We start from the raw sequence: 21,460 nt of genomic DNA, 5'->3' as shown, positions 1-21,460 counted from the left end.
GAGTTTTCAAGCATGTCAGCGATAAATGAGCAAATCATCCTCAATTGCCTCGATAAGATCATCGATGAAAAGTCGGGCAAAAGCGTGGTGGCGCTCGGCATGATTGCCGGTCTGGTGATCAAGGACGGCAATGTCGGTTTCGCGCTTGAAATCAACCCGAAGGACGCGGGCGAGATGGAAATCCTGCGCCGGAAATGCGAGGATGCGGTCTTCGGCCTGCCCGGCGTGAAATCGGCGAGCGTCGTGCTGACGGCGGAACAGGCCGCACAACCGGCGCCGTCCCGCCCCCAACCCAAACAGCAGCAACAACCTCAGCAGCCGGCGCAAAAACCGGATGTCCCGGGCGTTGCCGCGATTGTCGCCGTCGCCTCTGGCAAGGGGGGCGTTGGCAAGTCCACCTGCGCCGTCAATCTCGCGCTCGGCCTTGCCGCCCTGGGCCTGAAGGTCGGGATGCTGGACGCCGATGTCTACGGCCCCTCCCTCCCGCGCATGCTGGGACTCAAAGGCAAGCCGGACTCCAAAGATGGCAAGAAACTGATCCCGATGGAGAAGTGGGGCCTGAAAGTCATGTCCATGGGCTTCCTCGTCGAGGAGGACACGCCGATGATCTGGCGCGGCCCGATGATCATGAGCGCGCTGCAGCAGATGGTGTTCGATGTGGATTGGGGCACGCTTGATGTCCTTGTCGTCGACATGCCTCCCGGCACCGGCGATGCCCAATTGACGCTGGCGCAGCGGGTCCCGCTGACCGGCGCGGTGATCGTCTCGACACCTCAGGACATTGCGTTAATTGACGCCCGTAAGGGATTGAATATGTTCCGGAAAGTCGATGTGCCAGTGTTTGGAATTATCGAGAATATGAGCTATTTCCTCTGCCCGTCCTGTGGCGATCGGTCGGATATCTTTGGTCATGGCGGCGCCCATGAAACCGCCAATGAACTCGGCGTCGATTTCCTCGGTGAAGTACCGCTGCATATGGATATCCGCAAAACTTCCGACGCCGGAACGCCGATCACCGCCACCGAGCCGGACAGCGCCCACGCCAAGATCTATCGCGCCCTTGCCGCGAAGGTTCAGGAAAGGATCGAGGCCAGCCTCGGCGCCCCTTCCGGCCCGAAAATCGTCATCGAGTAACAAAAAAGCCCGGAAAAATCCGGGCTTTTCTTTTGACTGGACTCTCAGTCGATCAGGCTTCGGAGACCCGTTTCAGGCCGAGGGCGGCCTGCGCCGCGGCGAGCCGGGCAATCGGGACGCGATACGGCGAACAGGAAACATAGTCGAGGCCGACCCGCTCGCAGAAATCGATACTTGCCGGATCACCGCCATGCTCCCCGCAGATACCGAGCTTGATATCGGCGCGGGTTTCGCGGCCACGATCGGCGGCAATCTGCACCAGTTCGCCCACCCCTTCCTGGTCGAGGGAGACGAAGGGATCAGTCTCATATATCCCCTGATTTACGTAATCCTCGAGGAAGGAGCCGCTGTCGTCCCGGCTGATGCCATAGGTTGTCTGGGTCAGGTCATTGGTGCCGAAGGAGAAGAACTCCGCTTCCCGTGCGATATCACCGGCGCGGAGTGCGGCGCGCGGCAGTTCGATCATCGTGCCAATGAGATACTCGATCTCCTTGCCGGTCTCGTCATGGATCGCGCCGGCAACGGCCTTGATCTTGCCTTTCAGTATTTCCAGCTCCCGGTCGGTTGCGACCAGCGGGATCATGATCTCGGGAATCACGGTGGAGCCGAGCTCCTTGCTGACCTCAGCCGCGGCCTCAAGAATGGCGCGGGCCTGCATCTCGTATATTTCCGGGAAGGAAATGCCGAGACGGCAGCCGCGATGGCCGAGCATCGGGTTGAACTCATGCAGTTGCAGCGCCCGGTGGCGCAGCTTTGCCGGATCCGCGCCGAGGGCTTCGGCAAGCTCATCGATTTCCTCGTCAGTCTTGGGCAGGAATTCATGCAGCGGCGGATCAAGCAGGCGGATCGTCACCGGCAGACCTGCCATGATGCGGAACAGCTCGATAAAGTCACCACGCTGGTAGGGAAGCAGCTTGGCCAGTGCCGCGCGCCGTTCCTCACTCGTTTCCGCCAGGATCATCTGGCGAACGGAGACAATCCGCTCCGCATCGAAGAACATATGCTCGGTCCGGCAGAGGCCGACACCTTCAGCCCCGAATTTCCGGGCGGTTTCCGCATCAAGCGGCGTTTCCGCATTGGCACGCACCTTCATCCGGCGGATTTCATCGGCCCAGGACATCAGCTCGCCAAATTCACCGGAGAGTTCCGGCATGATCATGTCGACCGCGCCCAGCATCACCTCGCCGCTGCCGCCGTCGATGGTGACGATATCGCCCTTGTTGTAGGTCTCGCCCAGCACACTGAGGGTCTCGTTCTTGTAATCGATATTGAGCGATCCGGCACCGGAGACGCAGGCCCGGCCCATGCCGCGCGCGACTACGGCCGCATGGCTGGTCATACCGCCGCGGCTGGTCAGAATGCCCTTCGCCGCATGCATGCCGTGAATATCTTCTGGGCTCGTCTCGATACGGACAAGAATGACGGCTTTCCCCTCGCCGGCAAGCGATTCCGCCTCGTCACTGTTGAACACGATCTGGCCGGAGGCCGCACCGGGACTGGCCGGCAGACCGCGCGCAATCACATTACGGTTCGCATCCGGATCAAGTGTCGGATGCAGAAGTTGATCGAGAGACGCCGGGTCGATGCGCTTTACCGCCTCGTTCTTGTCGATCAGGCCTTCGTTCACCATGTCGATGGCAATTTTAAGGGCGGCCTTTGCCGTACGCTTGCCCGAACGGGTCTGCAGCATCCACAGCTTGCCCTGCTGGACCGTGAACTCGATATCCTGCATGTCGCGGTAATGGGCTTCGAGCTTTTTATAGACCTCGACAAGCTGGGCGAAGACATCGGGGAAGACTTCCTCCATCGACGGGGCATCGGCGCCCGCATCAAGACGGGACTGCTTGGTCAGGTTCTGCGGTGTGCGAATACCGGCCACCACGTCCTCGCCCTGCGCATTCACCAAAAACTCACCGTAGAAAATCTTCTGGCCGGTGGACGGGTCGCGGGTAAAGGCAACGCCCGTCGCGCTGTCATCGCCCATATTACCGAACACCATGGCCTGAACATTGACCGCTGTGCCCCAGCTGGCCGGAATATCATGCAGGCGGCGGTAGGTGATGGCCCGCTGGTTCGTCCAGGAACTGAACACCGCGCCGATGGCGCCCCAGAGCTGGTCCTGCACATCCTGCGGGAAGGGCCGGCCGAGTTCTTCCTCGACCTTCGCTTTATATTGCCCGACAAGGCGCTCCCAGTCGTCCGCGGAAAGATCGGTATCGAGATGATACCCATTTTCCTCTTTCAGGATTTCCAGCAGTTCCTCGAAATGATAGTGGTCAACGCCCAGCACCACGTCGGAATACATCTGGATAAACCGGCGGTAGCTGTCATAGGCGAAGCGCTTGTCGCCGCTCTGTGCCTCCAGCCCTTTTACCGTTTCATCATTGAGGCCAAGATTGAGGACCGTATCCATCATGCCGGGCATCGACGCGCGCGCGCCGGAGCGGACCGAAACGAGCAGCGGCTTTTCCGCATTGCCGAAACCACCGCCGACGGAAGCCTCGATCTCGGCAATCGCCGCATCCACCTGACCGGCAAGCGTATCAGGGTAGGTTTCGTTATTTTCAAGGTAAGCGGTGCAGACTTCCGTGGTGATGGTAAAGCCCGAAGGCACCGGAAGGCCGAGATTGCTCATCTCCGCAAGGTTCGCGCCTTTGCCGCCAAGCAAATTGCGCATATCCGCTGTGCCGTCTGCCTTGCCATCGCCAAAAGAATATACCCACTTCGTCATCTCGATATCGCCCTTCTGATGTTAAATTCACTCACTTTTCAGTGTCATACAGATGCTCATACGCGTAAAAAGTAAAAATTAGCCTTCTATTTTCGATAAATCCGCGAGTTGATCCAACAGGTTGCGGATGGTGGAGAGAAGCCGCAGGCGGTTCGCCCGAAGCGCACTGTCTTCTGCGTTCACGGTGACCTTGTCAAAGAACGCATCAACAGGCTTTCGTAATGTCGCCGCAGCCGTTCCCGCCGCCTCGAACCCGTCTTGGGCAAGCGCACCGGAAACAAGGCCAGTAACTTCCGTAATCCGTTCCTGCAACGCTGTCTCGGCGGGATCGGCAAGCAGCCCTTCCTCCACCGGCTGGTCATAGGAGACGCCGTCCTTCTTTTCCTCGATGCGGAGGATATTGGCCGCACGGCGGTAAGCAATCAACAGGTTCGCCCCGTCATCTGACCCAAGGAAGTTTGAGAGCGCCTCAACCCGCGCCATCAGGCGGACAAGGTCATCCTCCCCACCCTGCCCGAACGCGGCACTGATATAGTCATGGCGGACGTTCTGTTCCTTCAGGTGAACCTTCAGCCGGTCGGCAAAGAATGCCAGCAACTCGTTGGCATCCAACGTGTCGGGCACCGATTGCAGCGCGCCGGCCTTCTTGAAAATCTCCAGCAGCGGCAGACGGAGATTATTCTCCAGCACCAGCCGGATTACGCCGAGCGCGGCGCGGCGAAGCGCATAGGGGTCCTTCGATCCTGTCGGTTTTTCGTTGATCGCATAGAAGCCGGTCAAGGTGTCGATCTTGTCGGCGAGCGCGACGATGACACTTGTCGGTTCGGACGGACAGCTATCGTTCGGCCCGAGGGGGGAATAATGCTCCTCAATCGCCGTGGCGACGGCCGCATTCTCCCCGTCATGCGATGCGTAATAGCGGCCCATCAGCCCTTGCAGGTCGGCAAACTCGCCGACCATCTCGGTGGTCAGGTCGGCTTTTGCAAGCAAGGCTGCCCGCGCAGCCAGATCCGCATCGGCATTCGGCACATAGGGCGCAATCTCGGCGGTAAGTTTGATAACCCGCTCCACTTTTTCGCGCACCGTGCCGAGCTTGGCATGGAAGATGATTTTTTCGAGATCCGGCACACGGCTTTCGAGGGTTTTCTCCCGGTCCTTGTCCCAGAAGAACTTGGCGTCCGAAAGGCGCGCGCTCAGCACCCGCTCGTTCCCGGCGGTGATCAGCTTGCCGCCATCTTCCGCGCGGAGGTTCGCCACCACGATAAAGCGCGGCGCCATCTTGCCGTCTTTCCCAGCCAGCGAGAAATATTTCTGGTGACTGCGCATGGCGGAGATCAGGGCCTCCTGCGGCACCTCAAGAAAGCTGGTATCGATCGAGCCGATCAGGCTTTCGGGCCATTCAACGAGGCCGGCCACTTCGGTCAGCAATGCCGGATCATCAATGAGCGTCAGCCCCTCGTCTTCTGCGAGTCGACCGGCATCTGCCGCGATAATTCTCTCTCGCTCCGTCGCATCCAGCACGACAAGGGCGGTTTTAAGACGCGCCTGATAATCAGCGAAATCTTTCACCGTTATCGCCTCCGGCGCCATGAAACGATGACCGAAGGTCTGGTCATTGGCCGTCAGATGCTCCCAGCTCAAAGGGACCGTCTTACCGTCGAACAGGCAGAGTATATTATGGAGCGGGCGCACCCAGCGCGCGGAATAACTGCCCCATTTCATTGGCTTTGGCCAGGGCACGGCGGAGATCGCCGCATTCAGGAGTGCGGGCAAGACCTCAATCGTTGGGCGTCCCTTGGACTCGATCACGGCGTAGTAAAAGCTGCCCTTCTCGGTTTCCCGTTCCTCAAGCTGGTCGCGGGAGAGCCCGGCGGATTTCAGGAACCCTTCCACCGCCTTGTCCGGCGCGCCAACACGGGGACCGCGCCGTTCTTCAGAAGTGTCCTCTTGCGAAATTGGCAGGCCCTCGATGACAAGCGCAAGGCGCCGCGCCGTCGCAAAGCCACGGGCGCTTTCGAATGCGAGCCCGGCGTCTTTCAGCCCGGCACTGACCAGACGGACCAGATCATCCGCCGCCTTGTTCTGCATACGTGCAGGGATTTCCTCGGAGAAAAGCTCCAGCAACAGTTCCGCCATTTACGCCTCCTCCGCCAGATGGCCGCGGCCCTTGAGCCACGCCGTCGCACAGCCCTTGGCCAGCGCCCGCACCCGCCCGATATAGGCGGCACGCTCGGTCACGCTGATGACGCCGCGGGCATCGAGAAGGTTGAAAATATGGCTCGCCTTCATGCATTGGTCATAGGCCGGCAGTGCGAGCCCCTCGGCCAGAATTTCCTGGCACTGGATTTCCGCATCCTCGAAATGACGGAGCAGGATATCTACGTTGGAATGCTCAAAATTATAGGCGGAGAATTCCTTCTCGTTCTGCAGGAAGACATCGCCATAGGTGACGCCTTCGCTGTTCCATTTCAGGTCGAACATGCGATCGACGCCCTGCACATACATGGCGAGACGTTCAAGCCCGTAGGTCAGCTCGCCCGAAACCGGGCTGCATTCATAGCCGCCGACCTGCTGGAAAAAGGTGAACTGGCTGACTTCCATCCCGTCGCACCAGACTTCCCAGCCAAGGCCCCAGGCGCCCAGCGTCGGGCTCTCCCAGTCATCCTCGACAAAGCGGATGTCGTGGTTCTTTGGATCAATCCCGAGGGCATAGATGCTCTCAAGGTACAGCTCCTGGATATTGTCCGGGGACGGTTTCAGGAGAACCTGGAACTGGTAGTAATGCTGCGTGCGGTTGGGGTTCTCACCATAGCGGCCGTCGGTCGGGCGGCGCGAGGGCTGCACATAGGCGGCTTTCCACGGCTCCGGGCCGAGCGCGCGCAGGGTCGTCGCCGGGTGAAACGTACCGGCACCCACTTCCATGTCATAGGGCTGCAATATCACGCAGCCCTTCGAAGACCAGAAATGTTGTAGGGTCAGGATCAAGTCCTGAAAGGAATTGGACGGCGCGGAGGCCAGATTACCCGCCATAATTACAGACCACACTGCTTTGAGAGAATTCGCGGTGCAACATAAAGCCCCGCACCGGATGGGTCAACCGGCCTCAGCCAGCTTTGCGCTATTTATCCTTGCAGCTATGCTCATTGAGGTCGGCAACGAACGCGCCACAGCGCGGACATTCCTCCAGATCGAGCATTTTGTCGGAGGACCGGCCCTTGAATTCCCCGTTCTTCCTTGATTTGTCAAGGGATGGTGCAATCGTGTTGCGATAGAAACGGTGGGCGAAGAACACACCAATCAGCACGAGAACAATCAGAATGATTTTGATCGGTGAGAACATCCCTAGACCCTACCCTTTCCTTCGCGCCCGAATCACAGGCCGAAACGGCCCCAGACGGACTGGTTGCGGACGGCGGCAATCAGCGCCTCAACCGCGTCAGTGCCGATGGCCTGCTGCTCAAGGCCCAGCTTCTTGGCGAGGAAGCCCTGACGCCCCTCGACACGGTTAAAGCGGACCTTCTCCCCGAACTTCTCGCGGCAGAAGGATCGCAGATCGGCGATCCCGTCGACAAGGCCAAGATCGACGGCCTTTTCGCCGATCCAGACATCGCCGGAGAACAGCTCCTTGTCTTTGCGCTTCTTGAGCCGCTCGCCGCGCCGGGTTTTCACCAGTTCCTTGAAATTGTCATGGATATCGCCCTGGATTTTCTTGAGCCAGAGAATGTCATCCTCTTTTTCGGGGCTGAAAGGATCAAGCTTGACCTTGTTCTCCCCCGCCGAATAGAGCCGCCGGTCAACACCGACCTTCTCCAGCAGTCCCGGAAAGCCGAACCCTGCCGAAACAACGCCGATGGAGCCCACGACAGAATTCTTGTTGATATAGATCTCATCGGCGCAAAGGCCGAGCCAGTAGCCACCCGACGCCATCACATCCTCGGCGAAGGCATAAACCGGGATCTCCTTCTCATCCGCAAGCTGGCGGATACGGTCGAAGATGAGCGAGGACTGCACCGGCGAGCCGCCCGGCGAGTTGATCGCAAGTGCCACCGCGCACAGATGCTTGGTCTTGAATGCAGTCTCTATCTGCTCCGCCAGATTGGCAAGATTGAGGTTTTCTCCGCGCAGCTTGTTGCCACCGGGCGCAATCACGCCATAGAGCGGCAACACGGCCACCTGCGGCGATCTTTCGAAAAACCGCTTAAGCGGCGTTTTCTTGAGGAAGTCGACTATTTTCATGGCCGTAAAGGTAAGGATTTAACCGCGCCGTACAAGTTTTTTCGTTACATTACAGATTGTAGTGTCGCCCCCTTGCGGGCGATGGCGGTGGCCGCCGCTGTCGGCGATCCGTCTTTTTCATGCAGCACCAGGCCGCGGGTCAGCTCCAATGGGCTCTTGTCCCCCTTGATCCCCTGCACAATCACCCGCTTCGCCGACTGCCCCGCCTCGGGCCAGAGGGGCACGATCCTCAACCGGCCGCATCCCTTCTGCAGGACGGAAAGGATATCGCCGAGCCGGTCCGCCCGGTGGATTACCGTGACCGTCCCCTTCGATTTCGCCCGTGCCACGCAGAATTGCAGCCATTCGGGCAGGGCCACGCTCCCCTCGATATGCGCGAGGGTCTTGGTTTCCGTCTTGGCGACGCGCGCTCGCCCCTTGCCATAAAAGGGCGGGTTGGTGAAAACGTGGTCAAATCCCGCCTCCAGAAACGCTTTGTCACCCGGCCCTGTCTCTGACCGGAAGGAGGCCCGCTCCCCGATATCGGCCTCGACAAATCGTGCCTGCTCTGCAAAGCCGTTATTTTCCGCATTCAGCCGGGCGAGCGTGGCCAGCTCCGATTGCAGCTCAATTCCCCACAACCGGCAATCCGGCAAGCGGTTCAGCGCGCAGAAACCTGCCGTCCCGACACCACAGCCGACATCCAGCAGGCTCTCCCCCGCCCTGGCAGAGATCATCGCCGCCAGCAGCACTGCGTCTGATCCGGCGCGGAACCCGTCTCTCGGCTGGGTGATATGAAGGGCGTTGCCCAGGAAATGGTCTTCCGTATAGGAGGACGCGTCCCGGACGGATCCACCGGAATGATCGATCGTCATGGTCAGCCTTGCGCCTCTCCCTCGCCGATATCCACGAGAATCTGCTTGGCGCGACCGTGATCTTCCTCCGTTACCATAATCCGCCGCTGGATCGCGTTGATGCTCCCCTCCAGAATCGAGGTATGCTCGTCAAGCACGACGGCGTCGATATCCTCGTCCTCGAACAAGGCAAGAATATAGGAGATCAGCACCGGATCATTACACCGTATCAGTTCTTTCACAAAATTCCCCTTATCCCCGGCCGGATATGACCGCCATCACTTGACCCGACGCCATCTTAAGCTATGCTCACCCGAACCTTTTAAACGATTCCGCGACCCTTTGAATGAGGCAGCTTTGGCCATTATCGTAAACCTGGACGAAAGAAAAGAACAGCCCGCAAAAGCGACCCTGAAACGCTTGCTCAAGATTGTCGACGCGGACCTTGCTGACACCAACGAGATTATCCTGGAACGGATGCATAGCGAGGTGGAGCTGATCCCGACGCTGGCACGGCACCTGATCGCGGCCGGCGGCAAACGATTGCGCCCGGTCCTCACCCTCGGCGCCGCGCGGCTCTGCGGCTATGAGGGGAACCGCGCGAAGAAGCTCGCGGCCTGTGTCGAGTTTATCCATACGGCGACCCTGCTGCATGACGATGTGGTGGACGAGAGCGATCTCCGCCGCGGGAACGAGACGGCCAATGTCCTGTGGGGCAACCAGGCGAGCGTCCTTGTCGGTGATTTCCTGTTCAGCCGGTCGTTCCAGCTGATGGTCGAGGACGGCTCACTGGAAGTGCTTTCCATCCTCTCCAACGCGTCGGCCGTCATCGCCGAGGGCGAAGTGATGCAGCTGATGAATGTCGGCGATACCAGCACCACCGAGGACAGCTACCTGCAGGTCATTTCCTCCAAGACCGCCGCCCTCTTTGCCGCGGCCTGCGAGGTGGGCGCCGTGGTCGCGAACCGGCCGAAAGCCGAGGCCCAGGCGCTCGAGAGCTACGGCCGCAATCTCGGCATCGCCTTCCAGCTTGTCGACGACGCGCTCGATTACTCCGCCGAACAGCAGGCACTCGGCAAGGCCATCGGCGATGATTTCCGTGAAGGAAAAGTAACGCTTCCCATCCTCCTCGCCTTCCGCCGCGGCAATGCGGAGGAACGTGACTTCTGGAAACGGGTTGTCGAGGACGGCGACCAGCAGGATGGCGACCTGGAGCGTGCGCTTGAGATTATCCGCAAGCATACCGCGCTTGAGGACACTATCGAGCGCGCCCGCCATTACGGCGCCATGGCGAAAGACGCCCTCGGCATCTTTGAGGACAGCGAGATCAAGGACGCGCTTCTGGAGGCCGTCGATTTCTCCATCGAGCGGGCGTTCTGATTTTTTAAGCGAATTTGGGCGGCGGCATCATTTCGCCCTTGCAGAACTCGCCCAAACCTGATTATAACGCTTCTGCTCTCGCCGAGCCCAACTTAACACGGGCCGGCACGGTCGGGGTGTGGCGCAGCCTGGTAGCGCACGTCGTTCGGGACGACGGGGTCGGAGGTTCGAATCCTCTCACCCCGACCATTTCTTCTAAGATATTGATGTTATTCATATAATTTCGATTGTACGTGTAGGGATTTGTACTGTAACCTTACATGTATGAGCGACGATATGAACACAAGATACCTCAGGAAACGCGGCAAAGGCTGGGCCGTAGTTGTTACCGTCCCCAAACGACTCCAGAAGAAAGCCGCAGCGCATTTCGGGTCCACCTCAGGCATTAAGAAGGAAATCGTTAGAGGCCTTGGGACAAGGGACCTTGCGGAAGCCAACAAGCGAAAGCTTGACGCAATAGGTCAGATCAACTCCGCTTTAGCAGCGCTCGATAAAAACGAAATTCCAGACCCCTTAGAGCTCGCCAAGGACTATGATCCCAAGAATGAAGAGCATCCTTTTATCATTAGTGATTTTGCGGCCGCTTACGAGCAGCGAAAGGGCCTAACAGCCGCACAGGCTTATTACAGGATTGCTACCAAGCAAGCCGTCCCTGTTTCCGTTCATGCCGAAAATTGGCTGAACGAGATCATGAGAGATGGCCGAAAAGGCCATACCGTTGACGACTATAGGACCACCGTGGAAGCCTTTAAAGCTTGGAGTAACGATATACCAGTACAGGATATTGATAGAAATACTGCCAGCTCGTTCATAGCGTTTCTTAAAGAAACCCCAAGCAACAAGACGGGAAAACTACTAGCCGTCCGTACACTAAAAAAGAAAATTACAGCGTTAATCGGGTTCTGGGAATGGTTGGACCATTATCAATTGATTGAGGAGGGAAAGACTGACATATGGCGAAGGCAATACAGGACCGTTAGCAGCATCAGAGAAAGCAGGGTACAGAAAAGGGCGCTGACAAAAAGGGAAGCTCAGGTGTGGATCGAGGCTGCAAAAGCATCTTCAAGCAAATATAGCCAAGCAATGATCGATATGATTATTCTAGGGTGGCATACTGGAGTACGAGCTGAAGATATCTGTAGTCTCACCTCTGGAAAACTTAAAGTAGACAAAGGTAGAGGATGCATTTGGCTCCATATTACTGGAGGAAAGACCGATAACAATGAACGCGTCATGCCTGTCATAAGCGAGGAGGCATTAGATGTGCTTAGAAGGCGCAGCAGCGCCGATCCGGAGCACCCTATTTTCGCAGATGTAAAACCCGCTAAGCGAGGCGGCAAGCGATACGAGCGACTACAGAAAGTAATAAACCGGCTTCGGCGTGAAGCTCTAAAAGACGAGCCAGTAGATTTTCATTCCTTGAGACGAGCCTTCAGCATTGCTTGTGAAAAAGCTGGGACCAATCCGATCCACTGGGCGCGCCTAATGGGGCATTCCCTACCTACTCTAGCATCTTCTGTCTATAACAGAGGATATCAAGACGAAGATAGGATACTCGAGTACATCAAGAAGATTGATCCGGAACTAGGGGAACTAAGCGCAATATGGAAAAGCTAGGGAGGACTTTACAAACTCGTCAGTTGGCACCAAACGCGACTATCTAGCTACATTTTCCTGCAATACCAGTAACGCTTGTTGATCCATATCTAACTGTTTCCTCTTCCCAAGTTATATGGGTTGCTCCATTGGCTGCCGCTTGTTTCATAGCGGATTCTTTAGCAGCAGCAAAGCCGCTTCCTGCAAACACTCCATAGGCGCTGCTATGACCAAAGAACTTTCCAATCGGCTCACATTTCGCGATCTCTACATTGGTTGTAATGATTACTCCGTGAGTGTCCTGAGGTTCGCCTGAAGTAGCACAAGCGGTCAGAAACAAACTACACAACAATACAGAAACCCTTCTCATTCCATTCCCTCAGTCTTTTCTATTTCGCGCGTCGGTAAAACTTAAAATCGATCAATGACTTGGTTCTACCAATGTGTGATTCACATAGTCAAGGTTCTCCACTATTAGCCGTACTCATTCTGAAGACAAATTGAATGTACTCCTAATGAACAAGGAGCCGATCACGACAATGCCCTTGCTCAATTAATACATTAACCCCGGCTCGCCACCTGATCACTGGCTAGAGCTCTTAACGCCCTACTTTTGTCAGCTTCTTTCTCGCTGGCTGAAGTGGGGCGTTTGTCTTTAAAGAGAGAAGGAAAAGCATATGACAGACCTCACCTATCAAACCATGGGCGAACTAATGAATACTGACATCCCTAACCCCAAACCATTGCTTGGTAGTTGGCTGACAAACCAGCAAATTAATATGATCTATGCCCCTAGCGGCGTGGGTAAATCCATGTTTGCAATGTCTATTGCTATCGCAGTTGCAGGAGGCGGAGAATACCTGGGCTGGAAAGCTGACGGTTGTAGCAAAGTTCTAATTGTCGACGGAGAGATGGATATGAGTGATCTCAGGGATAGAGCTATATTGCTTTCAGGATCCATTGAAAATCTAGACCTCAAGGCAGCAAGCTCGAACCTTTCCTTTTTACCCTTTCAAGGTCAAGCGGACAATGTGAACTGGCCCGATCTAGCGGAACCAGACGACCATCAAAGGATCATCAATCGGATTAAGAATGAAAAGATAGACTTAGTCATCCTAGACAATCTATCGACGCTGGCTGGAGTAGAGAACGAAAATGATGCATCAGCATGGCGTCCGGTAAACGAACTCCTGAGAAAGATCAAAAGGCTGGGATGCACCCCGATTATGGTTCACCATAGCCGGAAGGGGAATAGTGTAAATAGTGATGGTTATAGGGGCTCTCAAATCCTGAGTGTTCTCTTAAGTTCAAACATAATGCTAGAAGCGCCCGAAGGAGCCCAGTCGTCTGGCGGAGCCTCATTTAAGGTGGTCTTTCAGAAGTACAGGGGAATGAGGTCGGCTGAGACTGAAACTCGTGGCGTCCAGTTGGATGAAGATGGTCGATGGAGTTACGATATACTCGCGGTAGGGAAAGCATATGATGTCGCTCGGGCAATACGGACACGTAATTATACCAATCAAAGAGAAGTGGCCGAGGGCCTTGGCTGGTCCAAGGGGGAGGTGTCGAAGCAGCTTAAGAAGGCCTATGAAGCAAACCTGATAACAAGGGAGGAGGTCGACACCTGTTTCGATGAAGCCAAGAGCGTAAAAGAAGATGATGAAGGGCTAGATGACTTTTAGTTGCAGCTCATTTGTGGGCTCCGGTGCTTAAGCCGGAGCAGGAGTTTCCATGTTTCTTTACTCTACTAGGGAGGAAACGTGGAAACTCTATGATAGCTGCGGCTTCTAGAAGGTCACAAACAGTAAAGTTTCTTTAGTGTAGGAACCGATTATTTTTAACAGAAAAACTCATGAGGGCATATTGCCTCTTGCCCATTTGTCAGTTTCCCCCATACCCCCCTACTTCATTAGAACTACACAAGGTTTCCTAGCGTGAGGCTAAGTGCCGTTGGACTCCCAAGAAATTGCCGAGATGATATCCAAATCTTACTTTGCAGACTAAACTTCAAGCACAAATTTTAACTGGATTTGCCAGCCATGAATTAATTACTATTCACAGTTCTCAATCTGCCTATTGACAGTATATTCCTTTTTTGCTATTTACAGTTCTATTATGGACTATTAACAGCAATGGAGATCAATCATGACGCAGCCAACAGATTACATTTACGTCCCCCTCCATGTAGACTTGTATGCTGAACTTGTTCGGCGCTCAGGGCGTGCCAATGTGGCGAACTACATTGAAAATCAGATTGAGGGATTTCTTGAGGCAACTGAAGGAGATCCGAATATTTGGTCGGCGGAATATATAGAAAAACACACCGAGCAACAGGATGAAGAATATCTGGACAAATACGGAAATCCTAACAGGGGGTTTCAATGGCAGAAAGTGTTCTTACCTAACGGAACACGCATACGTATGACCTATCGCGGCACCCATTATTATGCTGAAGTTCATCATGAAAAATTGCTCTTCAATGGAGACAGTGTGACGCCATCAGAATTTGCTCGAAAGGTCGCCAATAACACTAGTCGTAATGCTTGGCGCGACATCTATATTAACTTTCCAGGGGAAGGTGGTTGGAAGTTCGCCAACGATCTTCGCGGCTAGGGGGAGGGTAACAAAATGCGTAAGCATTTTAGAGAGTGCATCAAGTTGTGTGCGGAAGAAGGGCTTACCATATTAGGGACTGAGTCACGCGGCAAACATTGGGCAGTAAGGTGTCAGCAAGGTACCGTGTTTATGCCTTGCTCGCCCAGTGATCACCGGTGGCGATACAACGCGAGAGGCGTTATTCGGCGTTTTAAGGGAACTCTCTAGCACTAGCAATATTGAGCATTGTGCATTCCCATTGGCTCCTGCCCTATTGATACAGTTTAATCGCATCCCGATAGTGTCTCATATAAATAGTATTTGACATTTGAGACAATAATCTCACATAGTCTTGAATCTATTGGTACATGCGGGGATTATGTGATCATGAAGGTTGGTTATGCAAGAACGTCGACTCTTGAACAGGTCGCGGGCTTCGAAGCCCAGTTAGAGGAGCTTAAGGCTCACGGCTGCGAGAAGGTCTACAAGGAGCAGGTATCGTCTGTAGAAGAGCGTCAGGAGCTCTCACAGGCCCTTGATTACCTAAGGGAGGGCGATAGCCTGGTGGTAACCAAGTTAGACCGCCTAGCCCGCTCTATGAGGCACCTTGGGGAAATCGTTGAGGCCATAAAGGCCAAGGGCGCTCACCTACAAATTCTCAACCTCGGGATAGATACAAGCAATGCTACTGGAGAGCTTGTGCTAAACCTACTCGGAGCAGTTAGCCAGTTTGAGAGACAGATCATGCTGGAAAGACAGAGAGAGGGTATAGCCAAGGCTAAGAGTGAAGGGAAATACAAGGGGCGGAAACCTACTGCGAGGGCGAAAGCGGATGAAGTGAATAAGCTCGTACGTGAAGGGAAGAAACCTACTGAGATCGCCAAAGAACTTGGGATTGGCAGAGCTTCAGTTTATCGTATCTTGAAATACTGACTACACTGGCAAAATTGTATTGTGATCATTGTGGGGACCCCTGATGCACTGTTTTTTTACTGGTTAAGTATTTAGGGGCCGCTTAAGGATAAAACATTCCATTATACATCTAGTATTTCTGCTTTTATATTTCGCAGCTCAATATTTTCCTTCTGAGCCAAATCTATAGCCCCCCTAGTAAATCCTAATAGTGAATAAATAATTGTCCTCGGATTTTCATTACGATTCTTTCTGATACCAATCATCTCCCGGACCACAGCAACACCTACTTTGTTATTAAATTGTTTTACCTGCACAATTACTGGATTGCCATGATTATCAAAGCCTTCCAAATCTATACCACCATCATTGGAGTATTGCGTAACCTTAGTACTATAGCCTTCATTGTTCAGCCTAAGTGATATCGCAAATTCAAACTCCATAGGAGACAGATTTTTCCAAGTAGAATAGTCTTTTAGAGATCTCTCAAAGTCTGTTAAAAAGGCCAAGTCACGATCACTAGCCTTTTGCCGAAGCCATGATTTATACTCCTTCAACTGAGCAAGTTTTTCTTCCTTTGGCGCTTTAGAGAACTTCCAAGGAACTACAATGCAAAACCAGCCAGCAATTGCTGTGGCTAACAACCAATATAAACTATAGTAGCCATTCTCAGAGAGACCAGAGTATGCCCAATATGCTGTTACACCAGAAACCAATACTAAAACGGCTTTGCAAAATAGATTACCTTCCCTTTTCCCTGCCCAAACTAATTCCTCTTCTGTAACTTCCTCATGAGGTGATACAGGTAAGTCTTCAAGTGACTCTGTTTTCGCCCAACGTTTTTTTTCCGTATCGGCCTCTGTCAAAGTTCTTATGCGGTGGATTGATCGCATATTGTCAGGCAGAGGCGTCTCCTCAATCTCGAGCAAATATTTTGTCGGAGCTAGTTTGCTGTACTGTAGGTATTTAGGAGTTCGTATTTTAGTGATAGCGGTCATATCATCGGATAACTCGAGCACAGTTACACCCACGCCCTTAACCGCACCATAAACAGCGACCAACTTCCCACTCTTAATATACCTGTGTATGTTCGCCCTAATTACCTTTTTGGTCATTGTCATTGTTTTTCCTCAAAGGCTTGGCTGCGAAAAGGCACCGAAGTTATGGATGTTATCGAGCCACAATATCGAAACAAATTCTTAGCACAACGACACGTGTCTCGATCACAAGAACTGCGCGATTCGAGATCGACAAGGCAAAGTATCGCCCAAACTAGGTCATAATAGTGTTCGCTATCAAACCCTATGATGCATGAAGACATATTCTATTTTATGCTGAAAAAATGGCCCGAGGTTTCAACTGAGCCTGTGATCCCATGTGGGCCGACCCACTCAGTTCCCAAGAGCCGTTCAAGTCTTCGTCCATAAGCGGTAATTAGTTTACAATAGCTTGGCCATACTTCTTCCAAGTTTTGAGGTTCTTCTTTTAGAGTGTCAATGGTAAGTGTGCACGGATACCGAGCCCAACTTTCAAGACCACTTTCGAATACTCTTAGTATGCGATTGTACTTATATTTATATGGGATCGTATCACTAAGACTAGACAGCTCAGTAAGTGAGTGATTTTTCAACTGCTTTGCAAGCCTTCCATTAGACACCCACTGCGGATTCTCAAACACAAGGAAAGCTTTAATAGCATTCTCCAGCGCGAATCCACATAATAGAAAAACAGACTTGCTTATGGCATCCCAGCGGCGAACCTCATCTCCTATACGCAAACTATAATATGACATACCGCGCTGGCCATATAACTTGAACGCTTGACTGTGAAGATTGTCAGCTACAATGAACCAGCTTTGAGGATGTGCACTCAAAGCAAACTCCTTATGCTGATCATTTGCCGTACTCATACTTGTTGTCCCTGAGTTAAGCAGTTCGCCCATATCAAAGGTTCAATTTATGCTAAATACTGAATCTCTCATTTATCTAAATAAAGCTCTAGCATTACCTGAGTCCATTATGAATACCCCAAAACTAAATAAGCCGATGGGTTCTTAAAGTATGTGGACGAACGCTTAAAGGACATGTAAGGTAGCCTCACTCCGGTAAAACCCTTACATATGATTATAATTATGAACATAATATCAATAGATTAAGTAAATAGAGTTCGAATCCTCTCACCCCGACCATTTCTCTCTCAGTATCTTTAAGCCCGTGATTTAAACAGCGTCAGATAAAGCTGCTGTCCCTAATGGTTGCGGGTCTCATGCCGTCGGGGGTGTCGACCTCGACCTCCGTGCCAGGATTCCAATGAGTCATCCGGATCATTCCGATTGCCACATTCGTTTCAAAATCCGGCGACCAGGCCGCCGAGGTCACGCGGCCAACCTTTTCCCTGCCCGCGAAGACAGTCCACGGACCGGTGCAGGGCGGCACCGCCTCCCCCGCGATCGACAGGCTGCGAATTTGCCGGATCGGGCCCTCGACGGCGACACGAAGCAGCGCATCCCGCCCGACACAGCCAATCGCGGACTGCGTTTGACAGAATTTTCCAAGCCCGCATTCATGGGGCGTATTTTCCCGCGTCATGTCATTGCCGTAGGAAAGGAGCCCGGCTTCTATCCGTTCAATCAGGTTCGGCCCCCCGGCCCGCACGCCAAGGTCCGCGCCCGCCGCAAACAACGCGTCCCAGAGCGGCTCACCCAGATCCGAGTCGTCTACATAAATCTCGAAGCCGCCCTGTTTCGAGTATCCCGACCGGGCGACAATCAACTCATGCCCCTCAAACGGCAATCTGGCAAATCGGAAAAACCGGATATCGCGCACGGCTTCCCCGAACACCCGCGCCGCGAGGTCATCCGCCTTCGGCCCCTGAATGGCGAGCGGGGAAACATCGGGCTCGTCAACATCCACCTCAAGCCGCAGGCCATATGCCAGCCCCTTGATCCAGTATAGCAAATCACTGTCGGCGACCGAGATCCAGTACCTGTCGGCCGCCAGTTTCAGGGTCAGTGGATCGTTCAGCATCCCGCCGGTCTCGTCGACCATCGGCGTGTAATAGCACTGCCCGACCTGCAGCGTGCCGAGGTCACGCGGCGTCAGCATCTGCAGCAACCGGGCGGCGTCGGGACCGCGGACCTCGACCTGCCGCTCACAGGCTACATCCCATAGCTGGACATGGTCCTTCAGGTGGCGGTAGTCGGCCTCGACCGAGTCAAACACGGTGGGCAGAAGCATATGGTTATAAACGGAATAAGCCTTCACCCCGTTCTCCGTCACCCGGTTCGTAAATGGCGTCTGGCGGGTTCGCCGGGAGATCGAGAGCACCGGTGAATTCATGGCTTATCCTTCCCAATACATGACCGTCGCAAGCAAGCACGACCTAGCGATTGTTTATATTAGTTTTTTCTTGATATATCCACAGGGAGTTTTCGGGCGTACCGGAACGGCGGGGTCAAGGACTCATACCCACTCGCCCCGATCCGTTCTTCGATTGGACAGGTCAAAACCGCGATCATGACACTATCTGGATTTTGGATTAGGCTAGAGTGCAAAGAACAGGAGAAAGCTCTCGCTTATGGAACTGAAAACTATCAATGCCGGCGTCCTGAAGATTTCCTATTATGACTATGGACCAGCCGACGGTTGGCCTGCCATCATGTGCCATGGATTTCCCTATGATGTTCACGTTTATTCCGAAGTAGCGCCCCGATTGGCCGACGCAGGCGCGCGCGTGATTGTTCCCTTCCTCCGCGGCTATGGCCCTACCGAATTCCTGTCGCGGGAAACACTCCGCTCAGGTGAGCAGGCGGCACTCGGATTTGACCTGCTCGCCTTAATGGATGCGCTAAAAATCGAGAGGGCCATTGTTGGCGGCTATGACTGGGGTGGACGCGCCGCCTGCATTGTATCGGCGCTATGGCCCGAACGCGTTGTCGCCCTGATTTCGGGAAATTCCTATAATATCCAGAACATTGCCCGGTCCCTGGAGCCGGCGTCACCAGCTGTCGAAGCCAGCTTGTGGTATCAGTATTATTTTCATTCAGAGCGCGGGCGTCGCGGCCTCGCGGAAGATCGCAACGGCATCGCGCATCTCCTGTGGAAAATGTGGTCGCCTACATGGAACTTTGACGAAGAAACCTTTAACCAGATGGCGCCCGCCTTTGAAAATCCGGACTTCGTTGACGTTGTCATCCATTCCTACCGGCATCGCTATGGCTTGGTGCCCGGGGACCCGGCCGTTGCCGATATTGAGGCACGGTTGGCCGCGCAGCCTGACATCACCGTGCCCGCAATCACCATAGACGGGGATGCAGACGGCGTGAATTACGGCACCGGCCATCATGCAAGAAAATTTACCGGTCCCCACGAACATCGGATTTTTGCAAATATCGGGCATAATCTTCCCCAGGAACAGCCGATAGACTGGGTCACCGCCGTCCTGGACGCTCGGCGTTTAAGCAAGAATTGCTAGGGTATCACCACGACCGATCATGTGGCTGCTCTCAATGGGTGAAAACGAGAGCGCCCCCTCCCCCAAACACTTGATAGCGGAAAAGCCTCGTCGTACTATCATCCCCGGCGAGTATTGTTTACGCAATTTGCAGCCAGTAAGCGGGAACGGCACATCTGAAAGTTGGACCAATTCCGGGAGTAGACGCAGAGATAGCCTGCACAGTTGTCTTCCCAACTGATAAGGAAAAGAGATGATTACCCATTTTGACCATGTCACCGTCGCCGTGCGCGACCTTCAACCGGCGATCGATTTTTTCGCCCTTCTCGGCTTTGAGGAGGATAAAAGGGTGGTCATCAAGGACGAGCCTTTCAGCAGCTATATGGGCGTCCCGGATATCGACGCGGATCATGTAACTCTCGCCGTTCCGGGCGTCTCGCCCCGGTTCGAGGTACAAGTGCTGCATTTCCGCACGCCGGAGGCAGCGACGATGGCGAAGAACGACCCGCGCCTCGACAAGCTCGGATTCAATCATATCTGCTTCGCGGTGAAGGAGGCGGAAGCCATGGTCCGCCGGCTTAAGTCCAAGGGGGTCGAAGTCAGGAGCGAGCTTAAAAACTTCCACAGTCGCCAGCTTTTCTTTATCACCGGTCCGGAAGGGATCACCGTCGAACTCGCGGAGTGGAGCTGAGCTCAGTTGGCGGCTAACTGACAGATCCTCTTGCTGGGAACGAACGTCCCGCCCTGCAGCGACGCAAGCCCTGACTACGCCGTATTTTCCGCCGAATGCGTACTCGCCGATAATTCAAATTTTACTCCATACGAATAATTTCAGCGCAATTCCTATTACCACTCCCGATTGACAAGTAAAAATTTGCGGATTTGAATTTGAGATTAAATCTGGATTTTAAAACAGGAAAGTATTGTATGAAAATTTGACTCAATTACTTTCGCCGCCTAATATTAGAAATACAACATAGAGAGGGATTGCAAATGCGAAAATTTGTCACTGTCATGTTGATTTTTGTAATGCTGTCCATGCCAGCGCGCTTCGCAGCGGCTAGCGGCGGCGACGGAGGCGGGATAGTTATCCTCAACGCGATTTCCGCCTATTCAAAACCAACCCTGTTCACGACTGTATTATTGGTCAATTATGTTTTCGTCAGCACCTTTTTTGCGCCGCTCATCAATCAATTACCGCCTCGGATGAGAGCCCGGGCAACCCTGACCTTAACAGCGTCGTACACCCTTGCCTATTTTCAGCGCATGATGATCGAGTTTGCGATGTATTTCCTCTACACCGTAACTCTTCCTTTATTTTTCTCACCGCAAAGCCCCGCCAGTAAGACGACGGCAACGCCCGAGGAAGCCCAGACGGGGCTTTGGAGTGCCTCCAACCCCGATGTTATGACGAATGTTGAGGCGAAAGACGAGGAAAAGGAAAAGCAGGACCTGATCAACAGGGCCGTTCAGGGCGCGCTGCGCGATCCGGAAGTCGCCCAGCGATATCTCGATTATGCAACGCCGGAAGTACGGGACGCCGTTGCCAAAGCGCTTGCGAACCAGGCTGCTGGCCGAAGCGGCAATTAGG

At 54.0% G+C, this 21,460-nt stretch carries 20 protein-coding genes and 1 tRNA gene; 10 read left to right on the top strand and 11 right to left on the bottom strand.

Features of this window, described 5'->3' with window-relative positions; translation table 11 throughout:
• The first annotated feature begins 12 nt into the window (after positions 1–12).
• Entirely contained in the window at positions 13–1,134 is a 1,122-nt protein-coding gene (apbC, locus tag J0X12_RS07780) for an iron-sulfur cluster carrier protein ApbC (protein ID WP_207043882.1), read from the top strand.
• Between the two features lie 52 nt (positions 1,135–1,186).
• Here the strand turns inward: apbC and ppdK are convergent, their stop codons facing one another.
• The 7 genes from ppdK to J0X12_RS07745 all read right to left on the bottom strand — a co-directional run bounded on the left by ppdK (position 1,187) and on the right by J0X12_RS07745 (position 9,176).
• The gene (ppdK, locus tag J0X12_RS07775) at positions 1,187–3,865 is read right to left on the bottom strand and encodes a pyruvate, phosphate dikinase (protein ID WP_207043880.1); all 2,679 of its coding nucleotides are present in this window, start codon (positions 3,863–3,865) and stop codon (positions 1,187–1,189) included.
• A 78-nt stretch (positions 3,866–3,943) separates the two neighbouring features.
• Positions 3,944–6,001, bottom strand: a complete 2,058-nt coding sequence (gene glyS / locus J0X12_RS07770) for a glycine--tRNA ligase subunit beta (protein ID WP_207043878.1) — start codon at positions 5,999–6,001, stop codon at positions 3,944–3,946.
• A complete protein-coding gene (locus J0X12_RS07765) occupies positions 6,002–6,895 on the bottom strand; it encodes a glycine--tRNA ligase subunit alpha (RefSeq protein WP_207043876.1) in 894 nt (297 codons plus the stop codon). It lies immediately after the preceding gene.
• A gap of 88 nt (positions 6,896–6,983) precedes the next feature.
• Positions 6,984–7,205 (bottom strand): hypothetical protein, encoded by a 222-nt coding sequence (locus J0X12_RS07760; RefSeq protein WP_207043875.1) that lies wholly within the window; start codon positions 7,203–7,205, stop codon positions 6,984–6,986.
• 32 nt (positions 7,206–7,237) lie between these two features.
• Positions 7,238–8,101, bottom strand: coding sequence for a S49 family peptidase (locus tag J0X12_RS07755; RefSeq protein WP_207043873.1), 864 nt, complete (start codon positions 8,099–8,101; stop codon positions 7,238–7,240).
• A 44-nt stretch (positions 8,102–8,145) separates the two neighbouring features.
• On the bottom strand, positions 8,146–8,955 hold the full coding sequence (locus tag J0X12_RS07750) for a tRNA1(Val) (adenine(37)-N6)-methyltransferase (protein WP_207043871.1): 810 nt from the start codon (positions 8,953–8,955) through the stop codon (positions 8,146–8,148).
• 2 nt (positions 8,956–8,957) lie between these two features.
• Positions 8,958–9,176: a putative signal transducing protein gene (locus J0X12_RS07745; RefSeq protein WP_207043870.1), complete on the bottom strand. Its 219-nt coding sequence runs from the start codon at positions 9,174–9,176 to the stop codon at positions 8,958–8,960.
• A gap of 115 nt (positions 9,177–9,291) precedes the next feature.
• Here J0X12_RS07745 and J0X12_RS07740 point away from each other — a divergent pair, with 115 nt between their 5' ends.
• From J0X12_RS07740 to J0X12_RS07730, 3 genes are all read left to right on the top strand, one after another.
• On the top strand, positions 9,292–10,314 hold the full coding sequence (locus J0X12_RS07740) for a polyprenyl synthetase family protein (RefSeq protein ID WP_207043868.1): 1,023 nt from the start codon (positions 9,292–9,294) through the stop codon (positions 10,312–10,314).
• Between the two features lie 112 nt (positions 10,315–10,426).
• Positions 10,427–10,503, top strand: a tRNA-Pro gene (locus J0X12_RS07735).
• A gap of 75 nt (positions 10,504–10,578) precedes the next feature.
• Positions 10,579–11,931 (top strand): tyrosine-type recombinase/integrase, encoded by a 1,353-nt coding sequence (locus J0X12_RS07730; RefSeq protein WP_207043866.1) that lies wholly within the window; start codon positions 10,579–10,581, stop codon positions 11,929–11,931.
• A 43-nt stretch (positions 11,932–11,974) separates the two neighbouring features.
• Here the strand turns inward: J0X12_RS07730 and J0X12_RS07725 are convergent, their stop codons facing one another.
• Complete coding sequence (locus tag J0X12_RS07725; protein WP_207043863.1) at positions 11,975–12,280, bottom strand: hypothetical protein; 306 nt, start codon at positions 12,278–12,280, stop codon at positions 11,975–11,977.
• Between the two features lie 307 nt (positions 12,281–12,587).
• On the opposite strand from J0X12_RS07725, the gene J0X12_RS07720 reads away from it, so the two are divergent.
• From J0X12_RS07720 to J0X12_RS07710, 3 genes are all read left to right on the top strand, one after another.
• Positions 12,588–13,592 (top strand): AAA family ATPase, encoded by a 1,005-nt coding sequence (locus tag J0X12_RS07720; RefSeq protein WP_207043862.1) that lies wholly within the window; start codon positions 12,588–12,590, stop codon positions 13,590–13,592.
• Positions 13,593–14,055: 463 nt separating this feature from the next.
• Positions 14,056–14,523 (top strand): hypothetical protein, encoded by a 468-nt coding sequence (locus J0X12_RS07715; protein WP_207043860.1) that lies wholly within the window; start codon positions 14,056–14,058, stop codon positions 14,521–14,523.
• A 369-nt stretch (positions 14,524–14,892) separates the two neighbouring features.
• The gene (locus J0X12_RS07710) at positions 14,893–15,438 is read left to right on the top strand and encodes a recombinase family protein (protein ID WP_207043858.1); all 546 of its coding nucleotides are present in this window, start codon (positions 14,893–14,895) and stop codon (positions 15,436–15,438) included.
• A gap of 101 nt (positions 15,439–15,539) precedes the next feature.
• On the opposite strand, the gene J0X12_RS07705 is transcribed toward J0X12_RS07710, so the two are convergent.
• From J0X12_RS07705 to J0X12_RS07695, 3 genes are all read right to left on the bottom strand, one after another.
• The gene (locus J0X12_RS07705) at positions 15,540–16,538 is read right to left on the bottom strand and encodes a restriction endonuclease (RefSeq protein WP_207043856.1); all 999 of its coding nucleotides are present in this window, start codon (positions 16,536–16,538) and stop codon (positions 15,540–15,542) included.
• 203 nt (positions 16,539–16,741) lie between these two features.
• Entirely contained in the window at positions 16,742–17,326 is a 585-nt protein-coding gene (locus J0X12_RS07700; protein ID WP_207043854.1) for a hypothetical protein, read from the bottom strand.
• Positions 17,327–17,645: 319 nt separating this feature from the next.
• Entirely contained in the window at positions 17,646–18,755 is a 1,110-nt protein-coding gene (locus tag J0X12_RS07695) for a dimethylsulfoniopropionate demethylase (RefSeq protein ID WP_207043852.1), read from the bottom strand.
• Between the two features lie 238 nt (positions 18,756–18,993).
• Here J0X12_RS07695 and J0X12_RS07690 point away from each other — a divergent pair, with 238 nt between their 5' ends.
• From J0X12_RS07690 to J0X12_RS07680, 3 genes are all read left to right on the top strand, one after another.
• A complete protein-coding gene (locus J0X12_RS07690) occupies positions 18,994–19,890 on the top strand; it encodes an alpha/beta fold hydrolase (protein ID WP_207043850.1) in 897 nt (298 codons plus the stop codon).
• Between the two features lie 232 nt (positions 19,891–20,122).
• On the top strand, positions 20,123–20,560 hold the full coding sequence (locus tag J0X12_RS07685; RefSeq protein ID WP_207043848.1) for a VOC family protein: 438 nt from the start codon (positions 20,123–20,125) through the stop codon (positions 20,558–20,560).
• Positions 20,561–20,862: 302 nt separating this feature from the next.
• Positions 20,863–21,459, top strand: coding sequence for a hypothetical protein (locus J0X12_RS07680; RefSeq protein WP_207043846.1), 597 nt, complete (start codon positions 20,863–20,865; stop codon positions 21,457–21,459).
• Position 21,460: the final 1 nt, after the last annotated feature.

This window comes from Sneathiella sedimenti, from assembly GCF_017313765.1.
Taxonomy (GTDB): domain Bacteria; phylum Pseudomonadota; class Alphaproteobacteria; order Sneathiellales; family Sneathiellaceae; genus Sneathiella; species Sneathiella sedimenti.
Note: the sequence above shows the minus strand (reverse complement) of the source record. Positions and strands in the feature narration are given on the sequence as shown.

Bases quoted from the DNA above. Each gene is read 5' to 3' on its own strand.
- apbC (WP_207043882.1), top strand. From the start codon at position 13: ATGTCAGCGATAAATGAGCAAATCATCCTCAATTGCCTCGATAAGATC.
- ppdK (WP_207043880.1), bottom strand. From the start codon at position 3,865: ATGACGAAGTGGGTATATTCTTTTGGCGATGGCAAGGCAGACGGCACA.
- glyS (WP_207043878.1), bottom strand. From the start codon at position 6,001: ATGGCGGAACTGTTGCTGGAGCTTTTCTCCGAGGAAATCCCTGCACGT.
- J0X12_RS07765 (WP_207043876.1), bottom strand. From the start codon at position 6,895: ATGGCGGGTAATCTGGCCTCCGCGCCGTCCAATTCCTTTCAGGACTTG.
- J0X12_RS07760 (WP_207043875.1), bottom strand. From the start codon at position 7,205: ATGTTCTCACCGATCAAAATCATTCTGATTGTTCTCGTGCTGATTGGT.
- J0X12_RS07755 (WP_207043873.1), bottom strand. From the start codon at position 8,101: ATGAAAATAGTCGACTTCCTCAAGAAAACGCCGCTTAAGCGGTTTTTC.
- J0X12_RS07750 (WP_207043871.1), bottom strand. From the start codon at position 8,955: ATGACGATCGATCATTCCGGTGGATCCGTCCGGGACGCGTCCTCCTAT.
- J0X12_RS07730 (WP_207043866.1), top strand. From the start codon at position 10,579: ATGAGCGACGATATGAACACAAGATACCTCAGGAAACGCGGCAAAGGC.
- J0X12_RS07725 (WP_207043863.1), bottom strand. From the start codon at position 12,280: ATGAGAAGGGTTTCTGTATTGTTGTGTAGTTTGTTTCTGACCGCTTGT.
- J0X12_RS07720 (WP_207043862.1), top strand. From the start codon at position 12,588: ATGACAGACCTCACCTATCAAACCATGGGCGAACTAATGAATACTGAC.
- J0X12_RS07715 (WP_207043860.1), top strand. From the start codon at position 14,056: ATGACGCAGCCAACAGATTACATTTACGTCCCCCTCCATGTAGACTTG.
- J0X12_RS07710 (WP_207043858.1), top strand. From the start codon at position 14,893: ATGAAGGTTGGTTATGCAAGAACGTCGACTCTTGAACAGGTCGCGGGC.
- J0X12_RS07705 (WP_207043856.1), bottom strand. From the start codon at position 16,538: ATGACAATGACCAAAAAGGTAATTAGGGCGAACATACACAGGTATATT.
- J0X12_RS07700 (WP_207043854.1), bottom strand. From the start codon at position 17,326: ATGAGTACGGCAAATGATCAGCATAAGGAGTTTGCTTTGAGTGCACAT.
- J0X12_RS07695 (WP_207043852.1), bottom strand. From the start codon at position 18,755: ATGAATTCACCGGTGCTCTCGATCTCCCGGCGAACCCGCCAGACGCCA.
- J0X12_RS07690 (WP_207043850.1), top strand. From the start codon at position 18,994: ATGGAACTGAAAACTATCAATGCCGGCGTCCTGAAGATTTCCTATTAT.
- J0X12_RS07685 (WP_207043848.1), top strand. From the start codon at position 20,123: ATGATTACCCATTTTGACCATGTCACCGTCGCCGTGCGCGACCTTCAA.
- J0X12_RS07680 (WP_207043846.1), top strand. From the start codon at position 20,863: ATGCGAAAATTTGTCACTGTCATGTTGATTTTTGTAATGCTGTCCATG.